This is a genomic window from Pseudomonas sp. H1_F01, from assembly GCF_054681425.1.
Map to the genome: position 1 here is coordinate 5,001,810 of NZ_CP162823.1, position 25,690 is coordinate 5,027,499.

At 62.4% G+C, this 25,690-nt stretch carries 25 protein-coding genes; 8 read left to right on the forward strand and 17 right to left on the reverse strand.

What is annotated here, in order from left to right:
* Nucleotides 1-153: 153 nt before the first annotated feature.
* Nucleotides 154-1,548, forward strand: a complete 1,395-nt coding sequence (locus AB4O09_RS22515; protein ID WP_460107530.1) for a class II fumarate hydratase — start codon at nucleotides 154-156, stop codon at nucleotides 1,546-1,548.
* A gap of 93 nt (nucleotides 1,549-1,641) precedes the next feature.
* Here the strand turns inward: AB4O09_RS22515 and AB4O09_RS22520 are convergent, their stop codons facing one another.
* Nucleotides 1,642-2,592 carry a DMT family transporter gene (locus tag AB4O09_RS22520; protein ID WP_027912729.1) on the reverse strand — a complete coding sequence of 317 codons (951 nt, stop codon included), beginning with the start codon at nucleotides 2,590-2,592 and terminating at the stop codon, nucleotides 1,642-1,644.
* A 190-nt stretch (nucleotides 2,593-2,782) separates the two neighbouring features.
* On the opposite strand from AB4O09_RS22520, the gene AB4O09_RS22525 reads away from it, so the two are divergent.
* Entirely contained in the window at nucleotides 2,783-2,980 is a 198-nt protein-coding gene (locus AB4O09_RS22525; RefSeq protein WP_003199200.1) for a DUF6316 family protein, read from the forward strand.
* Between the two features lie 175 nt (nucleotides 2,981-3,155).
* Here AB4O09_RS22525 and AB4O09_RS22530 read toward each other — a convergent pair whose 3' ends face one another.
* On the reverse strand, nucleotides 3,156-4,340 hold the full coding sequence (locus tag AB4O09_RS22530; RefSeq protein WP_027912730.1) for a thiolase family protein: 1,185 nt from the start codon (nucleotides 4,338-4,340) through the stop codon (nucleotides 3,156-3,158).
* 103 nt (nucleotides 4,341-4,443) lie between these two features.
* Nucleotides 4,444-5,961: a polyphosphate:AMP phosphotransferase gene (pap, locus tag AB4O09_RS22535; RefSeq protein WP_460107532.1), complete on the reverse strand. Its 1,518-nt coding sequence runs from the start codon at nucleotides 5,959-5,961 to the stop codon at nucleotides 4,444-4,446.
* A 150-nt stretch (nucleotides 5,962-6,111) separates the two neighbouring features.
* On the opposite strand from pap, the gene mnmC reads away from it, so the two are divergent.
* The 5 genes from mnmC (at nucleotide 6,112) to AB4O09_RS22560 (ending at nucleotide 13,695) form a co-directional block, all read left to right on the forward strand.
* Entirely contained in the window at nucleotides 6,112-8,094 is a 1,983-nt protein-coding gene (gene mnmC, locus AB4O09_RS22540) for a bifunctional tRNA (5-methylaminomethyl-2-thiouridine)(34)-methyltransferase MnmD/FAD-dependent 5-carboxymethylaminomethyl-2-thiouridine(34) oxidoreductase MnmC (protein ID WP_460107534.1), read from the forward strand.
* 283 nt (nucleotides 8,095-8,377) lie between these two features.
* Complete coding sequence (locus AB4O09_RS22545; protein ID WP_013692545.1) at nucleotides 8,378-10,150, forward strand: N-acetylglutaminylglutamine amidotransferase; 1,773 nt, start codon at nucleotides 8,378-8,380, stop codon at nucleotides 10,148-10,150.
* A gap of 3 nt (nucleotides 10,151-10,153) precedes the next feature.
* A complete protein-coding gene (gene ngg, locus AB4O09_RS22550; RefSeq protein WP_460107536.1) occupies nucleotides 10,154-11,899 on the forward strand; it encodes an N-acetylglutaminylglutamine synthetase in 1,746 nt (581 codons plus the stop codon).
* A gap of 201 nt (nucleotides 11,900-12,100) precedes the next feature.
* Complete coding sequence (locus tag AB4O09_RS22555) at nucleotides 12,101-13,291, forward strand: osmoprotectant NAGGN system M42 family peptidase (protein WP_003199188.1); 1,191 nt, start codon at nucleotides 12,101-12,103, stop codon at nucleotides 13,289-13,291.
* Between the two features lie 176 nt (nucleotides 13,292-13,467).
* Nucleotides 13,468-13,695 carry a YheU family protein gene (locus tag AB4O09_RS22560; protein ID WP_003199186.1) on the forward strand — a complete coding sequence of 76 codons (228 nt, stop codon included), beginning with the start codon at nucleotides 13,468-13,470 and terminating at the stop codon, nucleotides 13,693-13,695.
* Here the strand turns inward: AB4O09_RS22560 and csrA are convergent.
* The 3 genes from csrA to AB4O09_RS22575 form a co-directional block, all read right to left on the reverse strand.
* The gene (csrA, locus tag AB4O09_RS22565; protein ID WP_003199177.1) at nucleotides 13,684-13,884 is read right to left on the reverse strand and encodes a carbon storage regulator CsrA; all 201 of its coding nucleotides are present in this window, start codon (nucleotides 13,882-13,884) and stop codon (nucleotides 13,684-13,686) included. The genes AB4O09_RS22560 and csrA overlap by 12 nt on opposite strands.
* 150 nt (nucleotides 13,885-14,034) lie before the next feature.
* The gene (locus tag AB4O09_RS22570) at nucleotides 14,035-14,367 is read right to left on the reverse strand and encodes a YnfA family protein (RefSeq protein ID WP_003199175.1); all 333 of its coding nucleotides are present in this window, start codon (nucleotides 14,365-14,367) and stop codon (nucleotides 14,035-14,037) included.
* A gap of 57 nt (nucleotides 14,368-14,424) precedes the next feature.
* Nucleotides 14,425-15,240, reverse strand: coding sequence for an SDR family oxidoreductase (locus AB4O09_RS22575; RefSeq protein WP_003199173.1), 816 nt, complete (start codon nucleotides 15,238-15,240; stop codon nucleotides 14,425-14,427).
* Nucleotides 15,241-15,472: 232 nt separating this feature from the next.
* On the opposite strand from AB4O09_RS22575, the gene AB4O09_RS22580 reads away from it, so the two are divergent.
* Nucleotides 15,473-15,625 (forward strand): DUF3309 family protein, encoded by a 153-nt coding sequence (locus tag AB4O09_RS22580; protein ID WP_003183939.1) that lies wholly within the window; start codon nucleotides 15,473-15,475, stop codon nucleotides 15,623-15,625.
* 62 nt (nucleotides 15,626-15,687) lie between these two features.
* Here AB4O09_RS22580 and AB4O09_RS22585 read toward each other — a convergent pair whose 3' ends face one another.
* The 11 genes from AB4O09_RS22585 to ccmA all read right to left on the reverse strand — a co-directional run bounded on the left by AB4O09_RS22585 (nucleotide 15,688) and on the right by ccmA (nucleotide 25,494).
* Complete coding sequence (locus tag AB4O09_RS22585) at nucleotides 15,688-17,781, reverse strand: LTA synthase family protein (protein WP_003199171.1); 2,094 nt, start codon at nucleotides 17,779-17,781, stop codon at nucleotides 15,688-15,690.
* A 325-nt stretch (nucleotides 17,782-18,106) separates the two neighbouring features.
* Complete coding sequence (locus AB4O09_RS22590) at nucleotides 18,107-18,514, reverse strand: hypothetical protein (protein WP_003199169.1); 408 nt, start codon at nucleotides 18,512-18,514, stop codon at nucleotides 18,107-18,109.
* 14 nt (nucleotides 18,515-18,528) lie between these two features.
* Nucleotides 18,529-19,731: a c-type cytochrome biogenesis protein CcmI gene (gene ccmI, locus AB4O09_RS22595; protein WP_223523308.1), complete on the reverse strand. Its 1,203-nt coding sequence runs from the start codon at nucleotides 19,729-19,731 to the stop codon at nucleotides 18,529-18,531.
* Nucleotides 19,724-20,197 (reverse strand): cytochrome c-type biogenesis protein, encoded by a 474-nt coding sequence (locus AB4O09_RS22600; RefSeq protein WP_003199166.1) that lies wholly within the window; start codon nucleotides 20,195-20,197, stop codon nucleotides 19,724-19,726. Before AB4O09_RS22600 ends, ccmI begins: the two co-directional genes overlap by 8 nt.
* Nucleotides 20,194-20,730, reverse strand: a complete 537-nt coding sequence (locus tag AB4O09_RS22605; RefSeq protein WP_003199163.1) for a DsbE family thiol:disulfide interchange protein — start codon at nucleotides 20,728-20,730, stop codon at nucleotides 20,194-20,196. Before AB4O09_RS22605 ends, AB4O09_RS22600 begins: the two co-directional genes overlap by 4 nt.
* Nucleotides 20,727-22,715 (reverse strand): heme lyase CcmF/NrfE family subunit, encoded by a 1,989-nt coding sequence (locus tag AB4O09_RS22610; protein ID WP_003199162.1) that lies wholly within the window; start codon nucleotides 22,713-22,715, stop codon nucleotides 20,727-20,729. The genes AB4O09_RS22605 and AB4O09_RS22610 overlap by 4 nt, the downstream gene beginning before the upstream one ends.
* Before the next feature lie 3 nt (nucleotides 22,716-22,718).
* Nucleotides 22,719-23,174, reverse strand: coding sequence for a cytochrome c maturation protein CcmE (gene ccmE / locus AB4O09_RS22615; RefSeq protein ID WP_003199160.1), 456 nt, complete (start codon nucleotides 23,172-23,174; stop codon nucleotides 22,719-22,721).
* Entirely contained in the window at nucleotides 23,171-23,347 is a 177-nt protein-coding gene (gene ccmD / locus AB4O09_RS22620) for a heme exporter protein CcmD (RefSeq protein ID WP_003199159.1), read from the reverse strand. The genes ccmE and ccmD overlap by 4 nt, the downstream gene beginning before the upstream one ends.
* Nucleotides 23,344-24,099, reverse strand: a complete 756-nt coding sequence (locus AB4O09_RS22625) for a heme ABC transporter permease (protein WP_003199153.1) — start codon at nucleotides 24,097-24,099, stop codon at nucleotides 23,344-23,346. The genes ccmD and AB4O09_RS22625 overlap by 4 nt, the downstream gene beginning before the upstream one ends.
* Before the next feature lie 94 nt (nucleotides 24,100-24,193).
* Entirely contained in the window at nucleotides 24,194-24,862 is a 669-nt protein-coding gene (gene ccmB / locus AB4O09_RS22630; RefSeq protein ID WP_003199151.1) for a heme exporter protein CcmB, read from the reverse strand.
* On the reverse strand, nucleotides 24,859-25,494 hold the full coding sequence (gene ccmA, locus AB4O09_RS22635; RefSeq protein WP_003199149.1) for a cytochrome c biogenesis heme-transporting ATPase CcmA: 636 nt from the start codon (nucleotides 25,492-25,494) through the stop codon (nucleotides 24,859-24,861). Before ccmA ends, ccmB begins: the two co-directional genes overlap by 4 nt.
* Nucleotides 25,495-25,690 lie beyond the last annotated feature (196 nt).

A 25,690-nucleotide genomic window follows, 5' to 3' on the forward strand; every position in this document is an offset into this window, starting at 1 on the left:
GGCGACCATTCTGCGCCTAAAAAACGCTGGGCCTCAACCCCGATGCTTGCCGGGTCCGATTGACGGGCCGAACCCATCGCTCCTAGATTGAGGGAACCGGCGCCGCCCATCTGGGCCTAAACTGCGCATTCAGCCCTTAAGGAGTTTGACCCGATGAGCCGTATCGAAACCGACAGCCTTGGCCAGGTTGAAGTCCCGGACGACGCCTACTGGGGCGCCCAGACGCAGCGTTCCATGATCAACTTCGCCATTGGCAACGAACGCATGCCGCTGTCGGTGTTGCACGCATTGGCACTGATCAAGAAAGCCGCCGCGCGGGTCAATGATCGCAATGGCGACCTCCCCGCCGACATCGCCCGCCTGATCGAACAGGCCGCCGACGAAGTGCTGGCCGGCCAGCATGACGACCAGTTTCCACTGGTGGTCTGGCAGACCGGCAGCGGAACCCAGAGCAACATGAACGTCAACGAGGTGATCGCCGGGCGCGCCAACGAACTGGCCGGCAACCCTCGCGGCGGCAAGAGCCCGGTGCACCCCAACGACCACGTCAACCGCTCGCAGAGTTCCAACGACTGCTTCCCCACTGCGATGCACATTGCTGCCGCCCAGGCCGTCCACCAGCAATTGCTTCCGGCCATCAGCGAGCTTTCCGGTGGCCTGGCGGAACTGGCGGCGCGCCACATGAAACTGGTCAAGACCGGCCGAACCCACATGATGGATGCCACGCCAATCACCTTCGGCCAGGAACTGTCGGCGTTCATTGCTCAACTCGATTACGCCGAACGGGCGATCCGCGCCACGCTACCGGCGGTCTGCGAACTGGCCCAGGGCGGCACGGCAGTCGGCACCGGGCTCAATTCACCCCATGGTTTCGGCGAAGCGATTGCCGCTGAACTGGCGGCGCTGTCGGGCCTGCCGTTCGTCACCGCGCCGAACAAGTTTGCCGCGCTGGCCGGCCATGAACCCCTGACGTCCCTGTCTGGCGCGCTGAAAACCCTCGCCGTGACCTTGATGAAGATTGCCAACGACCTGCGCCTGCTGGGCTCCGGACCACGGGCCGGGTTCGCCGAGGTGAAACTGCCGGCCAACGAACCGGGCAGTTCCATCATGCCCGGCAAGGTCAACCCGACCCAGTGCGAAGCCTTGTCGATGCTGGCCTGCCAGGTCATGGGCAACGACGTGACCATCGGTTTTGCCGCCAGCCAGGGGCATTTGCAGTTGAACGTGTTCAAACCGGTGATCATCCACAACCTGCTGCAATCGATTCGCCTTCTGGCCGATGGCTGCAGCAACTTCCAGCAGCACTGCATCGCCGGGCTCGAGCCGGATGCCGAGCAGATGGCCGCGCATCTGGAGCGTGGGTTGATGCTGGTGACTGCGCTGAACCCGCACATCGGCTACGACAAGTCTGCGGAAATCGCCAAGAAAGCCTACGGCGAAGGCTTGACCCTGCGTGAGGCGGCGCTGAAACTGGGGTACCTGACCGATGAAGAGTTCGATGCCTGGGTGCGGCCGGAGAATATGCTGGAGGCCGGTAGCCAGGGTTAACGCCAGTCCCCCTGCTCGCGATGGGGCCGGCAGGCTCGACATTTCTATTGCCTGTCAGGCCGCCATCGCGAGCAGGCTCGCTCCCACAGGGGGCTAATGTCCCACGCGCCGGGCCCTGAGCCCGGCGATCAGCGACGGGCCCAGGGCAACCAGCGCCGACCCCAGCACCACCAGCACCGCCCCGCCATACCCCAGCAGATTGATCTGCTCGGCATGGACATAATCAGGCCACCACCAAGCCGCCGTCGCCACTGCGGCGAACGTCACCAGCGGCGTGATCGCCAGGGTCGCGCTGACCCGCGACGCCTCCCAATGGGCCAAGGCTTCGGCAAACGCGCCATAGGCAATCAGCGTGTTGAGGCAGCATGCGAGCAACAGCCAGCCTTGCAACGGGCTCAATTGCAGCGCCTCCAACGGATGCACCCAGGGCGTGAGCAGCAACGCGCAGAACAGGTAGATCACCATCATCACCTGCAACGAATTCCACACCGTCAACAATTGCTTCTGGCCCAGGGCATAAAACGTCCAGACCGTCGACGCCAGCAACACCATCAGGACCCCGGCGGTGTAGTCGCTCAGGGACGTCAGCAACTCGCCCAGGCGCTGGTTGAAAAACAGCGTAAAACCGATCAGCAACACCAGCAGGCCGATGCCCTGCCCCACGCTGAAACGCTCCTTGAACACGAACAGACTGGCGACCAGCAACATGATCGGTCCCATCTGCACCACCAATTGTGCGGTGCCGGGGCTCAAGCGGTTCAGGCCCATCAGGTACAACACGTAGTTGCCCACCAGCCCGAGCACCGCCATCGCTACCAGCCAGCCGCCCCGTGGGCCCAGGACCTTGTGACTGGGCAGGCGCCGGGTGGCGGCCAAATAGATGAACAGCAAACCGCCGGACACCAGCAAGCGAAACCAGGTCACGGTGACCGGATCCATCACTTGCAGCACTTGCTTGAGCTTGATCGGCAGGATTCCCCATAGCAGGGCAGTCAACAGGGCGAGGAACAGGCCGTAGACCCAGCGACCGGACGATATGTGCATGCAACCCTCGAAGCCCAAGACAAAGGACGTCCATTCTAGGCGTCTATTGCGTCACGACACAGGGACAGTTTGGCAGAGGCCGCCCATGGGATTGTAGGGGTCGTAGCCGTCGATCGGTTGGACAGGCGGGAATCTGGGACAACACATATGCTCATTTGAAACAGACCTCGCTGCACTCTGGAGACCCGACATGCTTGGAAAACGCGCCTTGGATCCCGCCCCTACGACTATTTTTCGCAGTGACCGGATCTGCCGGGTTAACGGCGAGTTTTATTTCAATACACGTGAGGGCACCCAAGAGGGTCCGTTCGCCACCCGCGAAGCGGCAGAAGTGGAGATAGAAGCGTATATCCAGCGGATGCAGCAGTTGACTCAGGTTGCCAGCTAAACACTCTCACGGCTGGCGCAGCTCCTTGTGGCAAGGGAATTTACCTGTGGGAGCAAAGCTTGCTCGCAATGCAGACACCTCGGTTTGAGAGACCGCATCAACTTCATCGCGGGCAAGCCTTGCTCCCACAGAGACAAATCCCCTTGCCATAAATAATCCCCTCGTCAGCGCCCGGTTATCCCACCGCCTCAAACAACCCCGTAGCCCCCATCCCGCCGCCCACGCACATGGTCACGATGCCATAGCGCAGGTTGCGTCGTTGCAGCTCGCGCACCAGGTGCCCCACTTGCCGCGAGCCGGTCATGCCGAACGGATGACCGATGGAGATCGAGCCGCCGTTGACGTTGTATTTCTCGGGATCGATTTCCAACCGGTTGCGGCTGTACAGGCACTGGGAAGCAAAGGCCTCGTTGAGTTCCCACAGGTCGATATCGGCGATCTGCAAGCCCTTGGCCTTGAGCAGCTTGGGCACTGAAAACACCGGGCCGATGCCCATCTCGTCCGGCTCGCAACCGGCCACGGTGAAGCCGCGGAAAAACGCCTTGGGCTTGAGCCCCAGCGCCAGGGCTTTTTCCAGGCTCATCACCAAGGTCATCGAGGCCCCGTCGGACAACTGCGACGAGTTGCCCGCCGTCACCGAACCGTCTTCGGCGAATACCGGTTTCAGGCCGGCCAGGCTTTCGTAGGTGGTGTCCGGACGGTTGCAATCGTCGTGATCGACCACACCGTCGAGGATCTGGACAGCGCCAGTGTTCTTGTCCTCGACCCGGTACTTGACCGCCATCGGGATGATTTCGTCATTGAACAACCCGGCCGCCTGGGCCTTGGCGGTGCGCTGCTGGCTCTGCAAGGCGTAGCGGTCCTGTTCCTCGCGGCTGACCTGGTAACGACGGGCAACGATCTCGGCCGTCTGGCCCATGGGGAAATAGATCCCGGGCACCTGCTCCTTGAGCAGCGGGTTGATCAGATTGTCGGTGTTGACGCTTTTCATCGTCAGACTGATAGATTCCACGCCGCCCGCCACGATGATGTCGCTGCAACCGGAAGCGATCTGGTTGGCGGCGATGGCAATGGCTTGCAGGCCCGAGGAACAGAAGCGGTTGAGGGTCATGCCGGCGGTGCCGGTGCCCAATCTCGAGAGCACCGCCACGTTGCGCCCGATGTTGTAGCCCTGGGCGCCTTCATTGGACCCGGCCCCGACGATGCAGTCCTCGACACTGGCCGGATTGATGTCGTTGCGCGCCAGCAAGGCATCGACACAATGGGCCGCCATGTCGTCTGGACGGGTCATGTTGAACTTGCCGCGAAAGGACTTGGCCAGGCCGGTCCGTACGCTGTCGACGATCACCACTTCACGCATGGCTGTACCTCATTGTTGTAGCCGGTTGAGAGTGAATCGAGCATAAATCCACTGCATAACCGACCGCGACAATCATTCACCCCGCGTATGCGCACCCATCGCCCTAGCCCTTCTTTTTCTTGCGAGCCTGCTTTGCACTCCGCTCGAAAGCCGCCTCCAGCGCCTGGTTGAGAGTACGCAACACCTTGACCCGCGCCCAGCGCTTGTCGTTGGCTTCCACCAATGTCCAAGGGGAAATCTCGGTGCTCGTGCGGTCGACCATGTCGCACACCGCTGCGCGGTAAGCGTCCCACTTGTCGCGGTTGCGCCAGTCGTCCTCGGTGATCTTGAAGCGCTTGAATGGAATGTCCTCGCGCTCCTGGAAACGCTCCAGCTGGGTTTCCTTGTCGATGGCCAGCCAGAACTTGACCACCACCAAGCCGGCATCGGCGACCTGCTCCTCGAAATCGTTGATTTCTCCATAGGCCCGCAGCCAGTCGGCCTGGCTGCAAAAGCCTTCGACCCGCTCCACCAGCACCCGGCCGTACCAGGAGCGGTCGAACATGGTGAACTTGCCCCGCGCGGGAATATGCCGCCAGAACCGCCACATGTAGGGGTGGGCGCGCTCTTCTTCAGTGGGCGCGGCAATCGGCACGATGCTGTATTGACGCGGGTCCAGGGCTGCCGCGACCCGCCGGATCGCCCCGCCCTTGCCTGCCGCATCATTGCCCTCGAACACCGCCACCAAGGCATGCTGGCGCATGCGCTTGTCCCGCAGCAGGCCGGCGAACCGCGCCTGCTCGGTGATCAGCTGTTCTTCGTAATCGGCCTTGTCCAGGCGCAAGGTCATGTCCAGGCTGTCGAGCAGCGTGACCTGGCCGTCCAGCGCGGGCAGCGGCGCCACGCCGACCTTTTGCGGTTTGACCTTCGGACGGTCCAGGGCCTGGCGCAAGCCGTCGAGCAGGATCCGTCCGACGGTGAGGCTGCGATAACAGCTGTCCATCCCTTCGATCACATGCCACGGCGCGTAATCGCGACTGGTGCGGCGCAGCACGCGCTCACCGTATTTGACGAACTTGTCGTAGGTCTGGGACTGCTGCCAGTCCAGCGGGCTGATGCGCCAGCTGTGCAGTGGGTCATCCTTGAGCCCCTTGAGCCGGGCCTTCATCTGTTTCTTGGACAGGTGGAACCAGAACTTGAAGATCAGCGCGCCTTCGTCGCAGAGCATTTTTTCCAGGCGCTCGGCACCGGCAATCGCCTGGTCGAGCCGTGGGTCCTTGAACTCGCCATGGACTCGGCCTTGCAGCATCTGGCTGTACCAGTTGCCGAAGAAAATCCCCATGCGCCCCTTGGCCGGCAGCATCCGCCAGTAGCGCCACGCTCGAGGCCGCGCCAGTTCCTCGTCGGTCTGCTGGTCGAAGGTGCGCACTTCGATCAGCCGCGGGTCCATCCACTCGTTGAGCAACTTCACCGTCTCGCCCTTGCCCGCACCTTCGATGCCATTGATCAGCACGATGACCGGAAACCGGCCCTGCTGCTGCAACTCGAACTGCGCCTCCAACAACGCTTCACGCAGGGCCGGCACTTCGGCCTCAAAGGTTTCTTTATCGATGGCGTGACCGATTTCAGCGGATTCAAACATGGGCAGCTCCTTCCGGGGATGGGCCAAGACTAGCGGATTGGATGCGGCCCTGTGCAGCAGATTCCATCCAGATGCGCGCTCTGTTGCGATGGGTCAAGCAAGCCGATACCGATCGGCTAGAATGGCCGCTCAGTTTTGACCGAGCCAGCCATGACGCCCATCCAGCAACACGCCCAACTCGACTGGGATGATCAGGGTCGCCCGCGTTCGCGGGTGTTCGACGATGTGTATTTTTCCGACCAGTCGGGGCTGGAAGAAACCCGTTATGTGTTCCTTGAGCAGAACAACCTGGCCGAGCGTTTCGCGGCCCTGGCCGATGACGGGCGGCTGGTGATCGGCGAAACCGGATTTGGCACCGGCTTGAATTTCCTCTGTGCCTGGCAACTGTTCGAACAGTGCGCACCGGCAGGCGCCCGGCTGCATTTCGTCAGTGTCGAGAAGTACCCCTTGACCCCCCAGGACCTGGGCCGGGCCCTGGCCTTGTGGCCGCAACTGAGTCTTCAGGCGGAGCAATTGCTTGAGCAGTACGTGGCGATCCACCAGGGCTTCCAGCGCCTGGTCCTGGCGGACGGACGGGTGACGCTGACCCTGTTGATCGGCGATGCCCTGGAGCAGTTGCCGCAGCTGGACGGTCAGATCGACGCCTGGTTCCTCGACGGTTTCGCGCCGGCCAGGAACCCCGAGATGTGGACCGCCGAGCTGTTCGCCGAACTGGCCCGGCTGGCCGCACCCGACGCCACCCTCAGCACCTTCACCAGCACCGGTTGGGTCCGGCGATTGCTGAACGCGGCGGGTTTCAAGATGAAGCGCACGCCGGGCATCGGCCACAAGTGGGAAATCCTGCGCGGTGTGTTTCTCGGCTGGCCGGAGCAGACACCGGCCCCGGCCCCGGCAAAACCCTGGTACGCCCGCCCCGCCACGCTGACCGGCGAACGCCGGGCACTGGTGATCGGCGGCGGCCTGGCCGGTTGTGCCAGCGCTGCCAGCCTCGCCGCACGTGGCTGGCAGGTGACGTTGCTGGAGCGTCATGCCGGGTTGGCCGAGGAAGCTTCCGGCAACCCCCAGGGCGTGCTGTATCTCAAGCTGTCGGCCCACGGCACGGCGTTGTCGCAGATGATCCTCAGCGGCTTCGGCTACACCCGGCGCGTGCTGGAGCAACTGCAACGCGGCACTGACTGGGAAGCCTGCGGCGTCTTGCAACTGGCCTTCAACAGCAAGGAAGCCGAGCGTCAGGCGCAACTGGCCGAGGCGTTCCCAAGGGATTTGCTGCATACCCTCGATCAGTCCGAGGCGCAGGTGCGGTCCGGCATCGGTCTGGCCTGTGGTGGTCTGTTTTATCCCGAGGGCGGCTGGGTGCATCCACCGGCGTTGTGTCGCTGGCAAGCCTCGGGGCCGGCGATTGACGTGCAGCCCCATCATGAAGTGCTGCAACTGCGCCGCGTGGACGGCCATTGGCAGGCGTGGGACGGCGAACGTTGCCTGGCCAGCGCGCCGGTGGCGATCCTCGCCAGCGCCGCCGAGATCAAACGTTTCGAAGCGGCCGCCGACTTGCCGCTCAAGCGCATTCGTGGGCAAATCACCCGGTTGCCACAAACCACCCGCAGCCAGAGCCTGGCGACCGTGGTTTGTGCCGAAGGTTATGCGGCCCCGCCGCGACTGGGCGAGCACACCCTGGGCGCCAGTTTCGATTTCAACAGCGACGACCTGACGCCCACGGCCGCCGAGCATGCCGGCAACCTGCAGATGCTTGAAGAAATTTCCCTGGACCTGGTGGACCGCCTGAATGCCGGCAGCCTGGATCCGGAACGCCTCGAAGGTCGCGCGGCGTTCCGTTGCACCAGCCCGGATTACCTGCCGATTGTCGGCCCATTAGCGGATCGTCAAGCCTTTACCGAAGCCTATGCGGCCCTCGGCAAAGACGCCCGCCAAGTACCGGACGCCCCCTGCCCGTGGCTCGATGACCTGTACATCAACAGCGGCCACGGTTCCCGCGGCCTGATCACCGCCCCGCTGTCGGGCGAACTGATCGCCGCCTGGCTGGACAACGAACCCCTGCCACTGCCCCGCAGCGTGGCCGAAGCCTGCCATCCAAACCGGTTTGCGTTGCGAGCATTGATTCGGGGCAAGGCCTGACACAGATGGATGGCTCACCACAAATCCTGTGGGAGCTGAGCTTGCTCGCGATGGCGATGTGTCAGCCTACTTGGATGCCGACTGATCCACCGCCATCGCGAGCAAGCTCAGCGCCCACAGGTTCGCCCATCTTTGAAATCCCGTGGCAGACCATCCCCCCACGGGCCGGCTTATAACGCATCGATCTAAAACTCACAGCAATCCCTCCGGTCAGTTTCAGGGTACCCGCCCTTTTGGCGTGTGCGGCTTGACCCCTCCCCAACGGAAAAACCGGTAAGGACTTATGTGCGGATTAGCTGGAGAGTTACGTTTCGATCAACAACCTGCGGACCTTGCGGCCGTAGAGCGAATCACCCATCACCTGGCCCCTCGCGGCCCCGACGCCTGGGGCTTTCATAGCCAAGGGCCAATTGCCCTGGGCCATCGGCGCCTGAAAATCATGGACCTGTCGGACGGCTCGGCCCAGCCGATGATCGACAATCAGTTGGGCCTGTCCCTGGCCTTCAACGGCGCGATCTACAACTACCCGGAACTGCGCAGCGAGCTCGAAGGCCTGGGCTACAGCTTCTATTCAGGTGGCGACACCGAAGTGCTGCTCAAGGGCTATCACGCCTGGGGCGAAGCGCTGCTGCCCAAGCTCAACGGCATGTTCGCCTTCGCCATCTGGGAACGCGATGCCAAGCGGCTGTTCATCGCCCGCGACCGCCTCGGCGTCAAGCCGCTGTACCTGTCGCGCACCGGCCAACGGCTACGTTTCGCCTCGGCATTGCCAGCACTGCTCAAGGGTGGCGATATCAACCCGATGCTCGACCCGGTGGCCCTCAACCATTACCTGAATTTCCACGCGGTGGTCCCGGCGCCTCGCACCTTGCTGGCGGGTGTTGAAAAACTGCCGCCCGCCACCTGGATGCGCATCGAAGCCGACGGCAGCACCGAGCAGAAAACCTGGTGGACCCTGCCCTACGGACCACGGGCCGACGAACAGCACCTGAACCTGGAAGACTGGATCGACCGCGTGCTCGACAGCACCCGTGAAGCGGTCGCCATTCGCCAACGCGCCGCCGTGGATGTCGGCGTGCTGCTTTCCGGTGGCGTGGATTCGAGCATGCTTGTGGGACTGCTGCGCGAGGTCGGCGTAGAAGACCTGTCGACCTTCTCTATCGGTTTCCAGGATGCCGGCGGCGAGCGTGGTGACGAGTTCCAGTATTCAGACCTGATCGCCAAGCACTACGCCACCCGCCACCACCAACTGCGTATCGACGAGAAAGAGATCATCGAGCAACTGCCGGCAGCGTTCCGTGCCATGAGCGAGCCGATGGTCAGCCATGACTGCATCGCCTTCTACCTGCTATCGCGGGAAGTGGCCAAGCACTGCAAAGTGGTGCAAAGCGGCCAGGGCGCCGACGAGCTGTTCGCCGGTTACCACTGGTACCCGCAGGTCGATGGCGCCAGCGATCCGTACGCGGCCTATCGCGCCGCGTTCTTCGACCGCAGCTACGAAGAATATGCCGCCACCGTGCAGCCCAAATGGCTGATGGCCAACGACGCGGCCGGTGACTTCGTCAAAGAACATTTCGCCCAGCCCGGGGCCGATGCGGCGGTAGACAAGGCCCTGCGCCTGGACAGCACCGTGATGCTGGTGGACGACCCGGTCAAGCGTGTCGACAACATGACCATGGCCTGGGGCCTGGAAGCGCGCACGCCCTTCCTGGACTACCGCCTGGTGGAACTCTCGGCCCGGGTCCCAGCGAAGTTCAAGCTGCCCGATGGCGGCAAGCAGGTACTCAAGGAAGCCGCCCGGCGGGTGATCCCCGGCGAGGTGATCGACCGCAAGAAAGGCTATTTCCCGGTGCCAGGCCTCAAGCACCTGGAAGGCAATACGCTGGCCTGGGTTCGCGAGTTGCTGCTGGACCCGAGCCAGGACCGCGGCCTGTTCAACCCGGCCATGCTCGACCGCCTGCTGACCGACCCCAACGGCCAGCTCACGCCATTGCGCGGCTCGCGACTGTGGCAACTGGCGGCGCTGAACCTGTGGCTCAGCGAGCAAGGAATCTGATCGATGAAACCTCATGCAACAGTTCACAATCAACGCCTCTTGCGTGGCCAGGCGCCCTCCTACGAACGCCTGCAGGCACGCCTGGCCGAAGACGGCAGCGAGTTGGGTGCCGACCCGATCGCGGTGCATTGCGGCTGGGGCCGACTTTTGATCGGCCACACCTTCCCGGACCCGGCAAGCCTGGCCCAGGAACTGCTCAACGAACAACCCGGCGAACGCGACATTGCCTTGTACGTGGCCGCGCCCCAGCAAGTACTGGGGCTGGAACCGGCACAACTGTTCCTCGATCCGTCCGACACCTTGCGCTTGTGGTTCAGCGACTATCGCCAGTCCACCCGGGTGTTTCGCGGTTTCCGGATTCGTCGGGCCCAGAGCGAGACCGACTGGCAGGCCATCAACCAGCTGTACCAAGCCCGAGGCATGTTGCCCATCGACCCGCTGCGCCTGACCCCGCGCCATGAGGGTGGCCCGGTCTACTGGCTGGCCGAAGATGACGACACCGGTGCGGTGATCGGCAGCGTCATGGGTCTGAATCACCAGAAAGCCTTCAACGACCCGGAAAACGGCAGCAGCCTCTGGTGCCTGGCAGTCGACCCGCAATGTCCGCGGCCCGGTGTTGGCGAAGTGCTGGTGCGTCACCTCATCGAGCATTTCATGAGCCGTGGCTTGAGTTACCTCGACCTGTCGGTGTTGCACGACAATCGCCTGGCGAAAAACCTCTACGCCAAACTCGGCTTTCGCAATCTCTCGACCTTCGCCATCAAACGCAAGAACGGCATCAACCAGCCGTTGTTCCTGGGGCCAGGCCCCGAAGCGCAGTTCAATCCTTATGCGCGAATCATTGTCGAAGAAGCTCACCGCCGAGGCATCGACGTGCAGGTGGACGATGCCGAGGCCGGCTTGTTCACCCTGATCCACGGCAGCCGTCGGGTCCGATGCCGCGAATCCTTGAGCGACCTGACCAGCGCCATCAGCATGACGCTGTGCCAGAACAAAAGCCTGACCCACAAAGTGCTGAAAAACGCCGGCCTGAACCTGCCGGCCCAACAGTTGGCGGGCAATGCCGATGACAACCTGGCGTTTCTCGACGAGCACGAACGGGTGGTCGTCAAGCCGCTGGACGGTGAACAGGGCCAAGGCGTGGCGGTAGACCTGCGCACCATCGAGGAGGTGCAGAGCGCCATCGAAGCGGCCCGGCAGTTCGATAGCCAGGTCTTGCTGGAAAGCTTCCACGAGGGACTGGACCTGCGCATTCTGGTGATCGGTTTCGAAGTGGTGGCGGCGGCGATCCGGCGCCCGGCGGAGGTGATCGGCGATGGCCGGCACACCATCGGCGCGTTGATCGAAGCCCAGAGCCGCCGACGCCAAGCGGCCACGGGCGGCGAAAGTAAAATCCCGATGGACGCCGAGACCCTGCGCACGCTCAGCGCGGCGGGGTTCGACTACGACAGCGTGCTACCCGCTGGGGAGCACCTGTTCGTACGGCGTACGGCGAACCTCCATACCGGCGGCGTGCTGGAGGATGTCACCGGCATCCTGCATCCGACCCTTGTCGATGCGGCGGTGCGCGCCGCGCGGGCGCTCGACATCCCCATGGTCGGCCTCGACCTGCTGGTGCCGGCGGCCGATCAACCCGAGTACGTGTTCATCGAAGCCAACGAACGCGCAGGCCTGGCCAACCACGAACCACAACCCACCGCCGAGCGCTTTGTGGATTTGTTGTTTCCCCATAGCCAGACGGCGGCCTAGCAGAGGCGTAGTGCCTGAACAGATGCCATCGCGAGCAAGCTCGCTCCCACATGGGATTTCTGGTGTTTACACATTCTGTGTTCATCGTAGGACCTCTGTGGGAGCGAGCTTGCTCGCGATGAGGCCAGTTCAGGCACCGCCATCCAACAGTCGGACACACTCATCGAAACCATCGATGCGTTCAACCCATCAGGAGTTTCCATGATCAGCAAAATTCCCGAACCGGATCTCGAATACCTGCAAAAGGTCCTGCTGGAGATGCTCGCCATCCCCAGCCCTACCGGCTTTACCGACACCATCGTGCGCTACGTCGCCGAGCGGCTCGAAGAGCTGGGTATCGCTTTTGAAATGACCCGCCGTGGCACCATTCGCGCCACGCTCAAGGGGCGCAAGAGCAGCCCCGACCGGGCCGTGTCGGCGCACTTGGATACCATCGGTGCCTCGGTGCGGGCCATCAAGGACAACGGCCGCCTGACCCTGGCCCCCGTGGGTTGCTGGTCCAGCCGATTTGCCGAAGGCAGCCGAGTCAGCCTGTTTACCGACACCGGCGTGATCCGTGGCAGCGTGCTGCCGTTGATGGCATCCGGGCACGCGTTCAATACCGCCGTGGATGAACTGCCCATCAGTTGGGACCACATCGAGCTGCGCCTGGACGCTTATTGCACCACCCGCGCCGATTGCGAAACCCTGGGGGTGGGCATCGGCGATTACGTCGCCTTCGACCCCCTGCCGGAATTCACCGAAAGCGGCCACATCAGCGCTCGTCACCTGGACGACAAGGCCGGGGTCGCGGCGCTGCTGGCGGCGCTCAAGGCGATTGTCGACAGCGGCGAAGAACTGCTGATCGACTGTCACCCACTGTTCACCATCACCGAGGAAACCGGCAGCGGTGCCGCGGCCGCACTGCCCTGGGATGTCAGCGAATTCGTTGGCATCGACATCGCGCCTGTCGCGCCAGGCCAGCATTCCAGCGAACACACAGTCAGCGTGGCGATGCAGGATTCCGGAGGCCCCTACGACTATCATCTGTCGCGGCACTTGCTGAAACTGGCCAAGGAGAACGAGGTACCGGCACGCCGCGACCTGTTCCGCTACTACTTCAGCGACGCTCATTCGGCCATCACCGCCGGCCACGATATCCGCACCGCCCTGCTGGCCTTCGGCTGCGACGCCACCCATGGCTACGAACGCACCCACATCGACAGCCTGGCCGCCCTCAGTCGCCTGCTCGGCGCCTACATCCTCAGCCCGCCGGTGTTCGCCAGCGACGCGCAACCAGCCCAGGGTTCACTGGACCGTTTCAGTCATCAGATCGAACACGATACACAGATGGAAAGTGATACCCGGGTACCGTCGGTGGACAGCCTGATTGGGCAGCGCTCCGATAACTAACCCGACATTTCACTGTCTGGGCTATTGCCATCGCGAGCAAGCTCGCTCCCACAAGGTGCTCCATTGTGGGAGCGAGCTTGCTCGCGATGAGGCCAGGACAGGCTCCACAAAACCCAAGGCTAGCCGCAAAAGCCCATTGGCCGTAGCATCGCCCTATTGTCTAGCCGAGGTACCCCATGCTCATCCCCCACGACCAACTCGAAGTCGACACGCTCACCCGCCTGATCGAGGATTTCGTGACCCGCGACGGCACCGACAATGGTGACGACACGCCCCTGGAAACGCGGGTTCTGCGGGTCAGGCAAGCCCTGACCAAAGGCCAGGCGTTGATCGTCTTCGACCCCGAAAGTGAACAGTGTCAACTGATGCTCAAGCACGACGTGCCCAAACACCTATTCGACTGAACAGGCCTTGCGAGTGGCATGGGCCTTTTTCTTCTGGATCTTGTCGTAGATTTCGGAACGATGGACATCGACATGCCGTGGCGCTTCCACGCCAAAACGCACCGTGCCGCCGCTGACCGACAGCACACGGACGGAAATATCGTCACCGATGGAAATCAACTCACCTACAGCGCGGCTTAATACAAGCATGGTTCTTGTCCTTAAGAATGTCTGGACCCTGACCATGCCCGGCCTGTTTCCTGTTCTCAAGTCACCCACGAGAATTCAGTAAGGCCCTACAAGCAAAGTTCTTGTGACTGACGGAAACTTCCTGCAAAACCCTGTCGGACCGCCGGTATTTCAGGGCGCCGAGAACCGCGGGCCGAATAGAATCACACTCGCCCCCAACACGCAGAGCGCCACGCCAATCCAGTCGGACCCCAGTGGTCGCACCCGCTCAACCACCGCCAGCCAGCCGATCGAGGCAATGATATAGAGGCCGCCATAAGCGGCGTAGGCGCGCCCGGCGTACGTCGCTTCGATGCGGGTCAGCAACAGCGCGAACAGGGTGAGGCTGAGCACCGCCGGGGCGATCCACCAGGCGCTCTTGCCCTGGCGCAACCACATCCAGAAGGCGTAGCAGCCAGCGATCTCAAACAGCGCGGCGAGAAAAAACCACAGGTAATTGAGCATGCAAATGTCCATCAGGAGGGCCGAATGGCGCCATCCTGAGGACATCGGGCATCCAGGTCAATTGAGGTTTTGCCGGGCCTTGGCGCGCATCTTGTCGGCCATGACGGTCATTTCGTCGTACAGCAACTGTGGGTTCTTCTGCTTGAGCGCCCAAGCCATGCGTCCCTGTTCGTGGGGCAGGATCATGAACTGGCCCTGGGCGACCTGCTGGTAGATGTAGTCGGCAATATCCGTGGCGCTGATCGGTGAGCTTTCCAGCAACTTGCCAACCTGGGCTTTCATGGCCGGGGTCGGGCCGCGGAAGGAGTCCAACAGATTGGTCTGGAAGAACGACGGGCACACCACGTGTACGCCAACTTCCTGCTGCGCCAGTTCCACCAGCAGGCTTTCCGACAGCGCCACGACACCTGCCTTGGCCACGTTGTAGTTGCTCATGGCCGGGCCCTGCATCAGGGCTGCCATGGAGGCGATGTTGATGATCTTGCCACGGCTTTTTTCCAGCAGCGGCAGGAACGCCTTGCAGCCCTTGACCACGCCCATGAGGTTGATCGCGATCTGCCAGTCCCAATCCTCCAGGGAAAGCTCGCTGAAGAAGCCGCCCGAGGCCACGCCGGCATTGTTGACGATGATATCGATACCGCCGAACTTCTCTTCGCAGGCCTGGGCGAACGCAGTCAATTGGCTGTAGTCGCGCACGTCGCAGCGCTGGATAAAGCCGTCGCCACCGGCACCACGCACTAGCTTGAGGGTTTCCACGAGGCCCGGCTCGCTGACATCCGATAAGGCCAGGCGCCATCCTTCGCGGGCCCAGCGCAGCGCGATTTCGCGACCCAGGCCGGAGCCGGCACCAGTGATCATCATGCGATTTTGCATAGCAGACAGCCTTGTTGTTCCGGGAGAGATAGGCCGAGTGTAGCGAAGGCATTCAGCGGACCCACGCTCCATCAGATTGCTGAATGGCGAGGGCAAACCGTAGGCGCTACAAAAACTTTGAATTTTCTACAAGGCGCGACGGTCGGACTTATTAAGCCGCCCGGATTTAACGCATGCGCGCTGGTAGTTGGAAGTTGCATCACTCCAGAACTGACCAATAAGGAAATCTACAATGGGCACAATACTTATCATTATCCTGATCCTCCTGCTGATCGGTGGTCTCCCAGTCTTCCCGCACTCCAGAAGTTGGGGTTACGGCCCGTCCGGTATCATCGGTGTGGTGTTGGTGGTGCTGTTGGTCCTGCTACTACTGGGCAAGATATAAACCACTAAGTAAGCGCAAAAAAAAGAGGCCCTTGCAGGCCTCTTTTTTATGTGCGCCGTTTATCAGTCCGGCTTGCCGTCAACAACCCCGGCGGTGTTATCCAGCAGGCTCTTGGTCGCGGTTTGCAGGAAGGATTCGAGCTTGAGCTTCATCTCGGCAGCGTCGGGTGCATCCTGGATGATTTGCGCATGCGGATTGGCGCCCAGCTCATAGCGATACATCTTCGGCGCCATTTCCTTTTCCTTGGGAAGCATCAGGACGGTGTCACCCCGGATGATCGCGGTGGTCTGATCACTGCCCGACGGCTTGATCACACCAAAACCGGGATCGCCTTGCGGCAGGTTCAACAGGTCACGGCCCCAGCACTGGTTCCGTACTTGCCCACCGATCCGGCCCATGATGGTCGGCACGATGTCGACCTGGGTACCCACGGTGTGGTTACGCTGGCCGAATTTTTCCTGGACGCCCGGACCGATCAACAGCATCGGTACGTTGAAACGGCCCAGGTCCATCTCGGTGATCTGGCGTTCGTTGCCAAAGCCATGGTCGCCGACCACGACGAACAGGGTTTCCTTGAAGTAAGGCTCCTTGCGGGCCTTCTCGAAGAACTGGCCCAGCGCCCAGTCGGAGTAACGCATGGCAGTCAGGTGTTCGTTCAGGCTGCCACGGTCGGTGACCCGCTCGACCGGCAACGGCGTCGGCAGCGCATAAGGGGTGTGGTTGGACAAGGTTTGCAGCAAGGCATAGAACGGCTTGCCGTTTTCCCGCGCCTTGAGCTCGATCAGGCCACGGTCGAACATATCCTGGTCGGACACGCCCCAGGTCGGATCGGAGAACACCGGGTTCACGAAGTCGTTACGCCCGATGAATGTAGTCATGCCCTGGCTGCTGAAGAAACCCGACTGGTTGTCCCAGGCAAAATCGCCGTTGTAGACATACACGTCGTCGTAGTCACGGGCGCTGAGCAGTTGCGGCAGGCCCGACAGCTTGTGGCTGCCCTCCGGCGTCTGCATCAGGTACTCAAAACCGGGCAGGTTCGGGAAGCACGCCATGGTGGCGAACATGCCTTGGTGGGTGTGGGTACCGTTGGAGAAGAAACGGTCGAACAACAGGCCTTCCTTGGACAGTTTGTCCAGGTAAGGCGTGATGTTGCCCGGCGCGCCCAGGGCGCCAACCGAGTGACCGGCCATGCTTTCCATGAGGATCACGACCACGTTCTTGATCGGCAGGGTCTTGTCGGCCGGCGGCGTGTAGTCGCGGCGCACGGCGGCGGTCGCGGTGTCCACCAGTTTATCGTCAGGCATCACCAGCATGTCGCGCACAGTCTGCTGTGCCAACGGTTGCTCGAGGGTGGCTTTCCAGATGTTGTCGCGGTCTTCGGACATCCGGCTTTTCGCCGCGGCCACCAGCGACAAGGTACCGTTGAGGCCCAACTGGTTGGCGAAGTTCGAATCGGTGGTGTAGACGTCGCCCCAGCGCAGGGGCGGCCCTTGGCGCAAGGTGCCACGCGCGGCGGTCACAGCGACCAGCAGGCAAACGATGAACACCACGACACGCCCATACCACGGAGCGATCTGCCGGGTGCCGATGGTGCCGCCACTGAACGGCCCACGGGGACGCGTGGCGCGGTCGGCGCCCTTGAACGCCAGGCTGAGGATGATGGTGCCGCCGGCCCACGCCAGCAGGTAGCGCACCACCGGAAAACCGTACCAGAGCATGCTCATCACGGTTTTCGGGTCTTCCTTTACGTACTGGAAGACCAGACCGTTGAGGCGCTGGTGGAATTCACGGTAGAAATCCATCTCCATCAAGCCCAGGAACAGCGCGATGCTGGAAGTGACGGTCAGCCACAAACGAAAGAACCCACGGGCGGCCATGGCCCTGGCGCTGAACAACGCCAGCAACAACGGGATGCAGAGATAGACCACCAGGCGCAAGTCGAAACGCAGGCCATTGACAAAGGCTTCAACGAAGGTCGAGGCCGGGGTGTCGAGGATCATCTCGCGGTTATAGACCAGCAGCGCCACGCGCAGCAGGCTGAACATGACCATCATCACCAGGGCACAGAGCAACGTGTAGGCCAGGTGTGATTTGACGGTCGGTTGCAGCAGGCGATGCGTAGTACGCTGCTGACTCAGGGCGTCCGGGATTGCCATGTCGTTTAAGGACCCTATCGGAATTGGAGTGACAAAAAGAAACAACGGCGCGCCCTCTGTTGACCAAAGTCTGGCCTCGGGGCTTGCGCGAGTGCGCAAATGTTGCACGAACGGCTATGGCATTGCCATTAAATAACCGGCGGCGATATGAGCGCGGGGGATTGTCCGCAAGATTTTGTGAAAATTTCGTTCAAAGAATATTCAGAAACACAAAAAGCCCAGCCTGGCGATGCGGCTCAACCGAACGCTATGGTAGCAAGGGGATTTATCTGTGGGAGCAAAGCTTGCTCCCACAGATGCCCCCTTCCTCCGGGGTTCCCGTTGCTTAATGGAATTGCCGCCCCAAGCCCGCTGGCACGCCTTCGATGCTGGTGTCTTCCCATGGACCATTCGGGCTGACGGAACGGCTCCAACCGTTGTTCCAGCGGTAATAGGTTCGCTGGCGATAGAACGTGTTCGTCTGGTTGTCCAGCACATAGACCCCAAGCTTGGCGTCCCAATGGCTGTTGCCACCTGGCGGTGGGGCGAAGCTGGCGGAGGTGCGCGGCAGCGGTTTGGCCGGCTTGTTCGGGATGACAGGCTTGCCCGGCGCTGTGGACGGGACCGGTTTGCTGGTCGGGGTCGACGGCGGGATCGGTGGCAGCGGTGCCGAGGGCTCCGACGGACGCTGGACCGCACAAGCGCTCAGGCCCATGACGAGCGTGAGCAGGGTGATACGAGCGATGGCGGTCATGGTGCGAATTCCTGTTATTTGTCCGGACTGTCGATGGTCAATTGTTGCTGCGCCGTGGTGGTGCTCGCCAGGGGCTGGCTGCGGCCGACCCACTCACCCGCGGTCGGCTGGCCGGCCCGGGAGATGCGCGCCACCAGTTGGACTTCGGGGAAGTTCGACAGTTTCAACTGCGGCATCATTGCGTCCGCGTCACCCAGCTCTACCGTGACCGGCAGATCGGCGACCGTCAGGCGCTTGGCGGCCAGTGGCGCAGGCGGGCCGGAAACGGCGCGGGCGAAGATGAACACGCTGTCGCCCGGCTGCACCTTGGCCTTGAGTGCCGGCGCCAGGTCGACGCGCACCTTGAGCAGTGCCGCAGCCTTGGCCACCGGCGCCTGGGCGACCTTGCCGCCACTGGCTTGCAGCTTCTCGGTGGCACGGGTAATGCCGCCCTGCAGCGCTTCACGGGACTTGTCGCCCTCGGGCAGTTCCACCAGCAGGCGTCCCCAGTAATCGATCGCGTCCTGATAGCGCTCACCCTCAAAAGCGGCGATACCCAGCAGGCCGAGGCTGGTGACTTCCTTCGGATCGAGCTTCAGCGCTTCGTCGGTCAGCGCCTGGAGCTTGTCCGACCATTTCTTGCCATCGGCAAAATACTGCGCCTGGGCCCATTGGCCCAGCAGTTCGGGTTGGCGACCGGCCACCGCCACGGTGCGCTCGAAGATCTTTGCCGCGTCTGCGGGCCGATCCTGCGCCATGTAGGTACGCCCGAGGAAATACAGGCCCTCGGCGTTATCCGGTTGCGCCGCCACCGCACGTTCCAGGCGCAGGGTCATCTCTTCCATCGACTGCGGCGCCTGGGCGAATTCACGGGTCAGCTCGACCTTGTCGCTGGCACCGAAATGCAGGTACAGCGCCAGGCCCAACACCGGCACCAGCACAGCGGCGAGCAATGGCAACGGCTTGCCCAACCGGGATTCGCGTGGTGCATCGGCGCCCTCGGTGTCGGCGAGCAGTTCACGGGCAGCTTCGGCGCGACCGGTGTCCAGTTGCGCGGCGTTGAGCACGCCCTCCTCCCGCTCGGCTTGCAGTTCGGCAACGCGTTCCTGGTACAGCGCCACGTTGAGCGCGGTACGGTCCTCCTCGCGTTGAGCGCGACGACCACGCAGGACAGGGATCAACAGAAAACTCAGGGCTACCAGAAGAAGCAGACCTGCGGCGAGCCAGAAATCAATCATGCTTGGTTTTATCCAACAGTTGGTCGAGGCGCTGGCGCTCTTCGACAGAAAGCGTGTCCGGGGCGGCCGTGCGCTGGACCCGGCGGCGGCGCACGATCACTGCAATGACGACGAAACCACCGAACAACAGCCCGGCGGGGCCGAACCAGAGCAGCGCCGTCTTGGAGGACAGGGCGGGGTTGTAGCGCACGAACTCACCGTAGCGATCGACCATGAAATCGATGATCTGCTGGTTGTCCTTGCCCTCGCCGAGCATGCGGAAGATCTCCTTGCGCAAGTCGGCGGCAATCGGTGCGTTGGAGTCGGCGATGTCCTGGTTCTGGCACTTGGGGCAGCGCAGTTCCTTGGTCAGTTCACGAAACCGCTCGCGCTCGCCGTCGTTGGCGAATTCGTAGGTATCAATGGCGGCGTGGGCCACGCCGGCAAGGCTCAGGCCGAGGATGGCGGCGGCTAACCAGCGCTTCATGGCTTGGCCTCGTCCACCAGTGCCTGATACTTGGCGGCCAGTTTCTCGCGCCAGACCTGTTCGTCGATCACGCCGACGAACTTGTCGCGGATAACGCCCTTGGCGTCGATGAAGAACGTTTCCGGCGCACCGTAGACACCCAGGTTCAGGCCCAGGGAACCGTCTTCATCGCGAATGTCCAGTTGATACGGATTGTGGAACTCGGCCAGCCACTTCAAGGCGTCGACGTTGACGTCCTTGTAATTGACGCCGTAGATCACCACGCCGTTCTGGGCCAGTTTGTTCAACACCGGGTGCTCGACCCGGCAGGAGATGCACCAGGTGCCCCACACGTTGACCAGCGCCGGCTTGCCCAGCAGGTCGGCGCGGGTCAAGGTTTTATCACCCTGCACCGAAGGCAGGGAGAAATCCGGAAACGGCTTGCCGATCATCGCCGAGGGCAACTCGGTCGGATTCAGGTACAGCCCGCGGTACAAAAACACCGCCATCAACAGGAACAGCGCCAGCGGCACCAACATCAACCAACGTTTCATGCAGTGGCTCCCGTCGCGCCCAGGGCTTCACGCACCCGGGTTTTCACCTTGACTCGATAACGCCGATCCAGCGCCGCCAGCACCCCACCCAGGCCGGTGAGCAAGCCACCGAACCAGATCCAGCGCACGAATGGCTTGACGTGGACCCGCACCGCCCACGCGCCGTCGCCCAGGGACTCGCCCAGCGCCACGTAGAGATCGCGGGTGAAACCGGCATCGATGCCGGCTTCGGTCATCACCGAGTTCTGCACGGTGTAGAGACGTTTTTCCGGGTGCAGCACGGTGATTTCCTGGCCGTTGCGAAGGACTCGCACAGTGCCTTTGTCGGATGTGAAGTTCGGGCCCTCGAAATGTTTGGCGCCCTCGAAAACGAACTGATAGCCGGCCAGGTCCATGGACTCACCCGGCGCCAGGCGCAGGTCGCGCTCGGCGCTGTTCTGGCTGGACAGCACCACGCCCAGAGCGCAGACGGCGATGCCCAGGTGTGCGACCTGCATGCCCCAGTAACTGCGGGTCAGGGTCGGCAGCCCCTTGATCAGGCCTTTGTGCCGGGTCTTGTCGAAGATGTCCCGTACACCCGCCAGCAATACCCAGGCTGCCAGCACGAACGTCGCCAGTACCGCCCAGTTGAAATCGCCATACGCCACGCCGGCCACCACGGCCAGCGCGGCGGTGCCCAGCAGCACCGGGGTCAACATGCCCAGCAGCCACTTGACCGGGGTATCTTTCCAACGCACCAGCATACCGATGGCCATTACTACCATCAGGATAGCCATCAGCGGGATGAACAGCGCATTGAAGTACGGCGGGCCCACCGACAGCTTGGCACCGGACAACGCATCGAGCACCAGCGGGTACAACGTCCCCAGCAGGATCATCGACGCGGCCACCACCAGCACCAGGTTATTGCCCAGCAACAGGGTTTCCCGCGACCAGAGGTTGAAGCCAACCTGGCTCTTGACCACCGGCGCACGCAGGGCGAACAGCGTCAGCGAACCGCCGACCACAAATAGCAGGAACATCAGGATGAACACGCCACGCTCAGGGTCCGAGGCGAAGGCATGCACCGACGTCAGCACGCCCGAGCGCACCAGGAACGTCCCCAGCAGGCTCAGCGAGAACGCCGCGATGGCCAGCAGCACGGTCCAGCTCTTGAACACACCACGTTTTTCCGTGACCGCCAGGGAATGGATCAGCGCCGTGCCCACCAACCAGGGCATGAACGAGGCGTTTTCCACCGGGTCCCAGAACCACCAGCCGCCCCAGCCGAGTTCGTAGTAGGCCCACCATGAACCGAGGGTGATACCGATGCCGAGGAAGGCCCAGGCGACGATGGTCCACGGACGCGACCAGCGTGCCCACGCCGCATCGAGACGACCACCGAGCAACGCGGCGATGGCGAAGGCGAAGGCCACGGAGAAGCCGACGTAGCCCATGTAGAGCATGGGCGGATGAACGATCAGGCCGATGTCTTGCAGCAATGGGTTGAGGTCGCGGCCATCCGTCGGCATCTGCGGCAGGATGCGCTCGAACGGGTTGGAGGTGACGATCAAAAACAGCAGGAAACCGGTGCTGATCATGCCCATCACCGCGAGCACCCGGGCCAGCATCACCTGGGGCAACTGCCGGGAGAACACCGAGACGGCGAAGGTCCAGCCGGCCAGGATCAACGCCCAAAGCAGCAGCGAGCCTTCGTGGGCGCCCCACACGGCGCTGAACTTGTAGTACCAGGGCAAGGCGCTATTGGAGTTGCTGGCGACGTATTCCACGGAAAAATCGTCGGCCATGAACGCATAGGTCAGGCAACCGAAGGCGAACAGCATGAAGGCGAACTGCCCCCACGCCGCCGGCTGGGCCAGGCTCATCCACAAGCGGTCGCCGCGCCAGGCACCGAGCAAGGGCACCACGGCCTGTACCAGGGAGAAACACAGGGCAAGGATCATCGCCAGGTGGCCCAACTCGGGAATAAAGATGCCAGCAGTCATTGATCAGCCCTCCTTCACGGGAGCGGGCGCCGACTGACCGCTGTCTTTCAGCGCCTTGGTCACTTCCGGCGGCATGTATTTTTCGTCGTGCTTGGCCAGCACTTCGTCGGCCACCACTACGCCGTCGGCGTTGAGCTTGCCCAGGGCGACGATGCCCTGCCCTTCGCGGAACAGGTCCGGGAGGATGCCGCGATAGGTGATGGTCACGGTCTTGTTGAAGTCGGTGACATTGAATTTCACGTCCAGGGAATCCCCGGAGCGCTCCAGCGAGCCTTTTTCCACCATGCCGCCAGCGCGGATGCGGGTGTCCTTGGGCGCTTCGCCGTTGGCGATCTGGGTCGGGGTGTAGAACAGGTTGATGTTTTGCTGCAGGGCGCTCAGGGCCAGGGCGACCGCGGCACCGACACCCACCAGGATCGCAAGAATGATGACAAGACGTTTTTTGCGCAGCGGATTCACTGACCGTTCTCCCGGCGCAGACGACGCGCCTCTTGTTGCAGATACCGCTTGCGGGCCAGGATTGGCACCGCCACGTTGAGGGCCAGCACCACCAGGCAGATGCCATAGGCTGACCAGACATACAGGCCATGATGGCCCATGGCGAGGAAATCGCCGAATGAAGCGAAACTCATCGAGCGGCCTCCAGGCTGTTCTGTACTTCGGCCTTCACCCAACTGGCCCGGGACTCGCGCTTGAGCACTTCCAGGCGCATGCGCAGCAGCAGCACCGCGCCGAAGAAACAGTAGAAACCCAACACGGTCAGCAACAGCGGCAGCCACATTTCGACGGGCATTGCCGGTTTTTCGGTAAGCGTGAAAGTCGCCCCCTGGTGCAGGGTGTTCCACCACTCCACCGAGTACTTGATGATCGGGATGTTGATCACACCGACAATCGCCAGTACCGCGCAGGCCTTGGCGGCACTGTCACGATTGCTGATGGCGTTGCCCAGCGCAATAAGACCGAAGTACAGGAACAGCAGGATCAGCATCGACGTCAGTCGCGCATCCCAGACCCACCACGAACCCCAGGTCGGCTTGCCCCAGATGGCCCCGGTGACCAGCGCCACGGCAGTCATCCAGGCACCGATGGGCGCAGCGCATTGCAGGGCCACGTCGGCCAGCTTCATCTTCCACACCAGCCCTACCACACCGCACACCGCCAGCATCACGTAGACGGACTGGGCCAGCATCGCCGTGGGTACGTGGATGTAGATGATGCGGAAGCTGTTGCCCTGCTGGTAGTCCGGCGGTGCGAAGGCCAGGCCCCAGACTACGCCGGAACCAATCAACAACAGTGCAGCGATGCTCAACCATGGGAGTAGTTTGCCGCTGATGCCGTAGAACCACTTGGGTGAGCCGAGCTTGTGAAACCAGGTCCAGTTCATTGCTGTTTCCATCACGGTTGCGGCTCGCCGTCACGAACCGCCGGGGCAGCCTTTACTTCCAAAGAAGTGGTCAATTTTTGACCAGGCCTCGTTATTATTCGCCGACGCTGATCTTCAGGCCAGCGGCTATTGCAAAGGGTGTCAGGGTTATCGCCAGGGCGGTCAGGCTACCAAGCCACAGCAGATAACCGGTCGCGGGCATTCCTTGCAACGCCGCTTGCAAGGCACCACTGCCCAGGATCAGGACCGGGATATACAACGGCAGGATCAGCAGCGCCAGCAACAGGCCGCCGCGCTTCAACCCCACCGTCAACGCCGCGCCCACCGCACCGAGCAGGCTCAGCACCGGCGTGCCCAGCAGCAGCGACACCAGCAGCACCGGCATGCACGCGCCGGGCAGCCCCAGCATCATTGCCAGCAGTGGCGAGAGCAATACCAGTGCCAGCCCGGAAAAAACCCAGTGTGCCAGTACCTTGGCTAAAACCAGAAGGGCCAGGGGGTGCGACGAAAGGACCCACTGTTCCAGTGAACCGTCTTCGAAATCACTGCGGAAAAGCCCGTCCAGCGAGAGCAGGACCGATAAAAGCGCGGCGACCCAGACCAGTCCCGGAGACAAGGTTTGCAACAATTGAGTCTCCGGCCCGACCGCCAACGGGAACAACGCAATCACTATCGCGAAGAACACCAGCGGATTGGCCAATTCGGCCGGACGACGGAACAGCAGGCGCGCCTCGCGGGCAAGCAACAGGCCAAACACACTCATACGGCCCAGTTCCCCAGATCAATGTTGCGATAACCGGCCGGCATCCGCGCCAGCGTGTGGTGAGTGGTCAAGAGCACCATGCCACCGTTTTCACAGTGCTGGGCCAAGTGTTCCTCGAGCTGCGCGACACCCTGCTTGTCCAGGGCGGTGAACGGCTCGTCGAGAATCCACAGCGGCGGGCTGTCCAGATACAGCCGGGCCAGGGCCACGCGGCGTTGCTGGCCGGCGGACAAGGTGTGGCTCGGCACGTCTTCGAAGCCGCGCAGCCCTACCGCCGCCAACGCCTGCCAGATCGCTTCGCGGCCGGCCGGCGTATGCAATGCGCAGAGCCAACTGAGGTTCTCTTCGGGGGTCAGCAAATCCTTGATACCGGCGGCATGGCCGATCCAGAGCAGGTTGCGGGCCAGTTCGCTACGCTGGCTGTGCAAGGGCTGGCCATTGAGCAACACTTGGCCTGCGGTGGGTTGCATCAACCCGGCCAGCAGGCGCAGCAAGCTGGTCTTGCCGCTGCCGTTGGGACCACTGATTTGCACCATGTCGCCACGCGAGAGTCTCAATTCGAGATTTTCGAAAAGCAGTCGCAAGTCTCGCTCACAGGCGAGGCCGACGGTTTGCAGGAGAGGACTGGTCAAGGGATCGCGGGCCTTATACGGTTCAAGTCGGCGGTGCAGCGGCCGTTAAAGAGATGCAGCATAGATGCATTGACGAGCTGTTCCACAGAGCTGCGTCAAACAATTGCAAGGTTTTCGCCACTCCCTGAAAGACGGGCGGCATTATACATGCCCTAACCTCCTCTCAAGAGAGCTTATTTCCCCAAGGTAAGACCGC

What these genes read in the sequence shown, in the direction of transcription:
- AB4O09_RS22515 (WP_460107530.1), top strand. Translation starts at nt 154, where the DNA reads ATGAGCCGTATCGAAACCGACAGCCTTGGCCAGGTTGAAGTCCCGGAC.
- AB4O09_RS22520 (WP_027912729.1), bottom strand. Translation starts at nt 2,592, where the DNA reads ATGCACATATCGTCCGGTCGCTGGGTCTACGGCCTGTTCCTCGCCCTG.
- AB4O09_RS22525 (WP_003199200.1), top strand. Translation starts at nt 2,783, where the DNA reads ATGCTTGGAAAACGCGCCTTGGATCCCGCCCCTACGACTATTTTTCGC.
- AB4O09_RS22530 (WP_027912730.1), bottom strand. Translation starts at nt 4,340, where the DNA reads ATGCGTGAAGTGGTGATCGTCGACAGCGTACGGACCGGCCTGGCCAAG.
- pap (WP_460107532.1), bottom strand. Translation starts at nt 5,961, where the DNA reads ATGTTTGAATCCGCTGAAATCGGTCACGCCATCGATAAAGAAACCTTT.
- mnmC (WP_460107534.1), top strand. Translation starts at nt 6,112, where the DNA reads ATGACGCCCATCCAGCAACACGCCCAACTCGACTGGGATGATCAGGGT.
- AB4O09_RS22545 (WP_013692545.1), top strand. Translation starts at nt 8,378, where the DNA reads ATGTGCGGATTAGCTGGAGAGTTACGTTTCGATCAACAACCTGCGGAC.
- ngg (WP_460107536.1), top strand. Translation starts at nt 10,154, where the DNA reads ATGAAACCTCATGCAACAGTTCACAATCAACGCCTCTTGCGTGGCCAG.
- AB4O09_RS22555 (WP_003199188.1), top strand. Translation starts at nt 12,101, where the DNA reads ATGATCAGCAAAATTCCCGAACCGGATCTCGAATACCTGCAAAAGGTC.
- AB4O09_RS22560 (WP_003199186.1), top strand. Translation starts at nt 13,468, where the DNA reads ATGCTCATCCCCCACGACCAACTCGAAGTCGACACGCTCACCCGCCTG.
- csrA (WP_003199177.1), bottom strand. Translation starts at nt 13,884, where the DNA reads ATGCTTGTATTAAGCCGCGCTGTAGGTGAGTTGATTTCCATCGGTGAC.
- AB4O09_RS22570 (WP_003199175.1), bottom strand. Translation starts at nt 14,367, where the DNA reads ATGCTCAATTACCTGTGGTTTTTTCTCGCCGCGCTGTTTGAGATCGCT.
- AB4O09_RS22575 (WP_003199173.1), bottom strand. Translation starts at nt 15,240, where the DNA reads ATGCAAAATCGCATGATGATCACTGGTGCCGGCTCCGGCCTGGGTCGC.
- AB4O09_RS22580 (WP_003183939.1), top strand. Translation starts at nt 15,473, where the DNA reads ATGGGCACAATACTTATCATTATCCTGATCCTCCTGCTGATCGGTGGT.
- AB4O09_RS22585 (WP_003199171.1), bottom strand. Translation starts at nt 17,781, where the DNA reads ATGGCAATCCCGGACGCCCTGAGTCAGCAGCGTACTACGCATCGCCTG.
- AB4O09_RS22590 (WP_003199169.1), bottom strand. Translation starts at nt 18,514, where the DNA reads ATGACCGCCATCGCTCGTATCACCCTGCTCACGCTCGTCATGGGCCTG.
- ccmI (WP_223523308.1), bottom strand. Translation starts at nt 19,731, where the DNA reads ATGATTGATTTCTGGCTCGCCGCAGGTCTGCTTCTTCTGGTAGCCCTG.
- AB4O09_RS22600 (WP_003199166.1), bottom strand. Translation starts at nt 20,197, where the DNA reads ATGAAGCGCTGGTTAGCCGCCGCCATCCTCGGCCTGAGCCTTGCCGGC.
- AB4O09_RS22605 (WP_003199163.1), bottom strand. Translation starts at nt 20,730, where the DNA reads ATGAAACGTTGGTTGATGTTGGTGCCGCTGGCGCTGTTCCTGTTGATG.
- AB4O09_RS22610 (WP_003199162.1), bottom strand. Translation starts at nt 22,715, where the DNA reads ATGACTGCTGGCATCTTTATTCCCGAGTTGGGCCACCTGGCGATGATC.
- ccmD (WP_003199159.1), bottom strand. Translation starts at nt 23,347, where the DNA reads ATGAGTTTCGCTTCATTCGGCGATTTCCTCGCCATGGGCCATCATGGC.
- AB4O09_RS22625 (WP_003199153.1), bottom strand. Translation starts at nt 24,099, where the DNA reads ATGAACTGGACCTGGTTTCACAAGCTCGGCTCACCCAAGTGGTTCTAC.
- ccmB (WP_003199151.1), bottom strand. Translation starts at nt 24,862, where the DNA reads ATGAGTGTGTTTGGCCTGTTGCTTGCCCGCGAGGCGCGCCTGCTGTTC.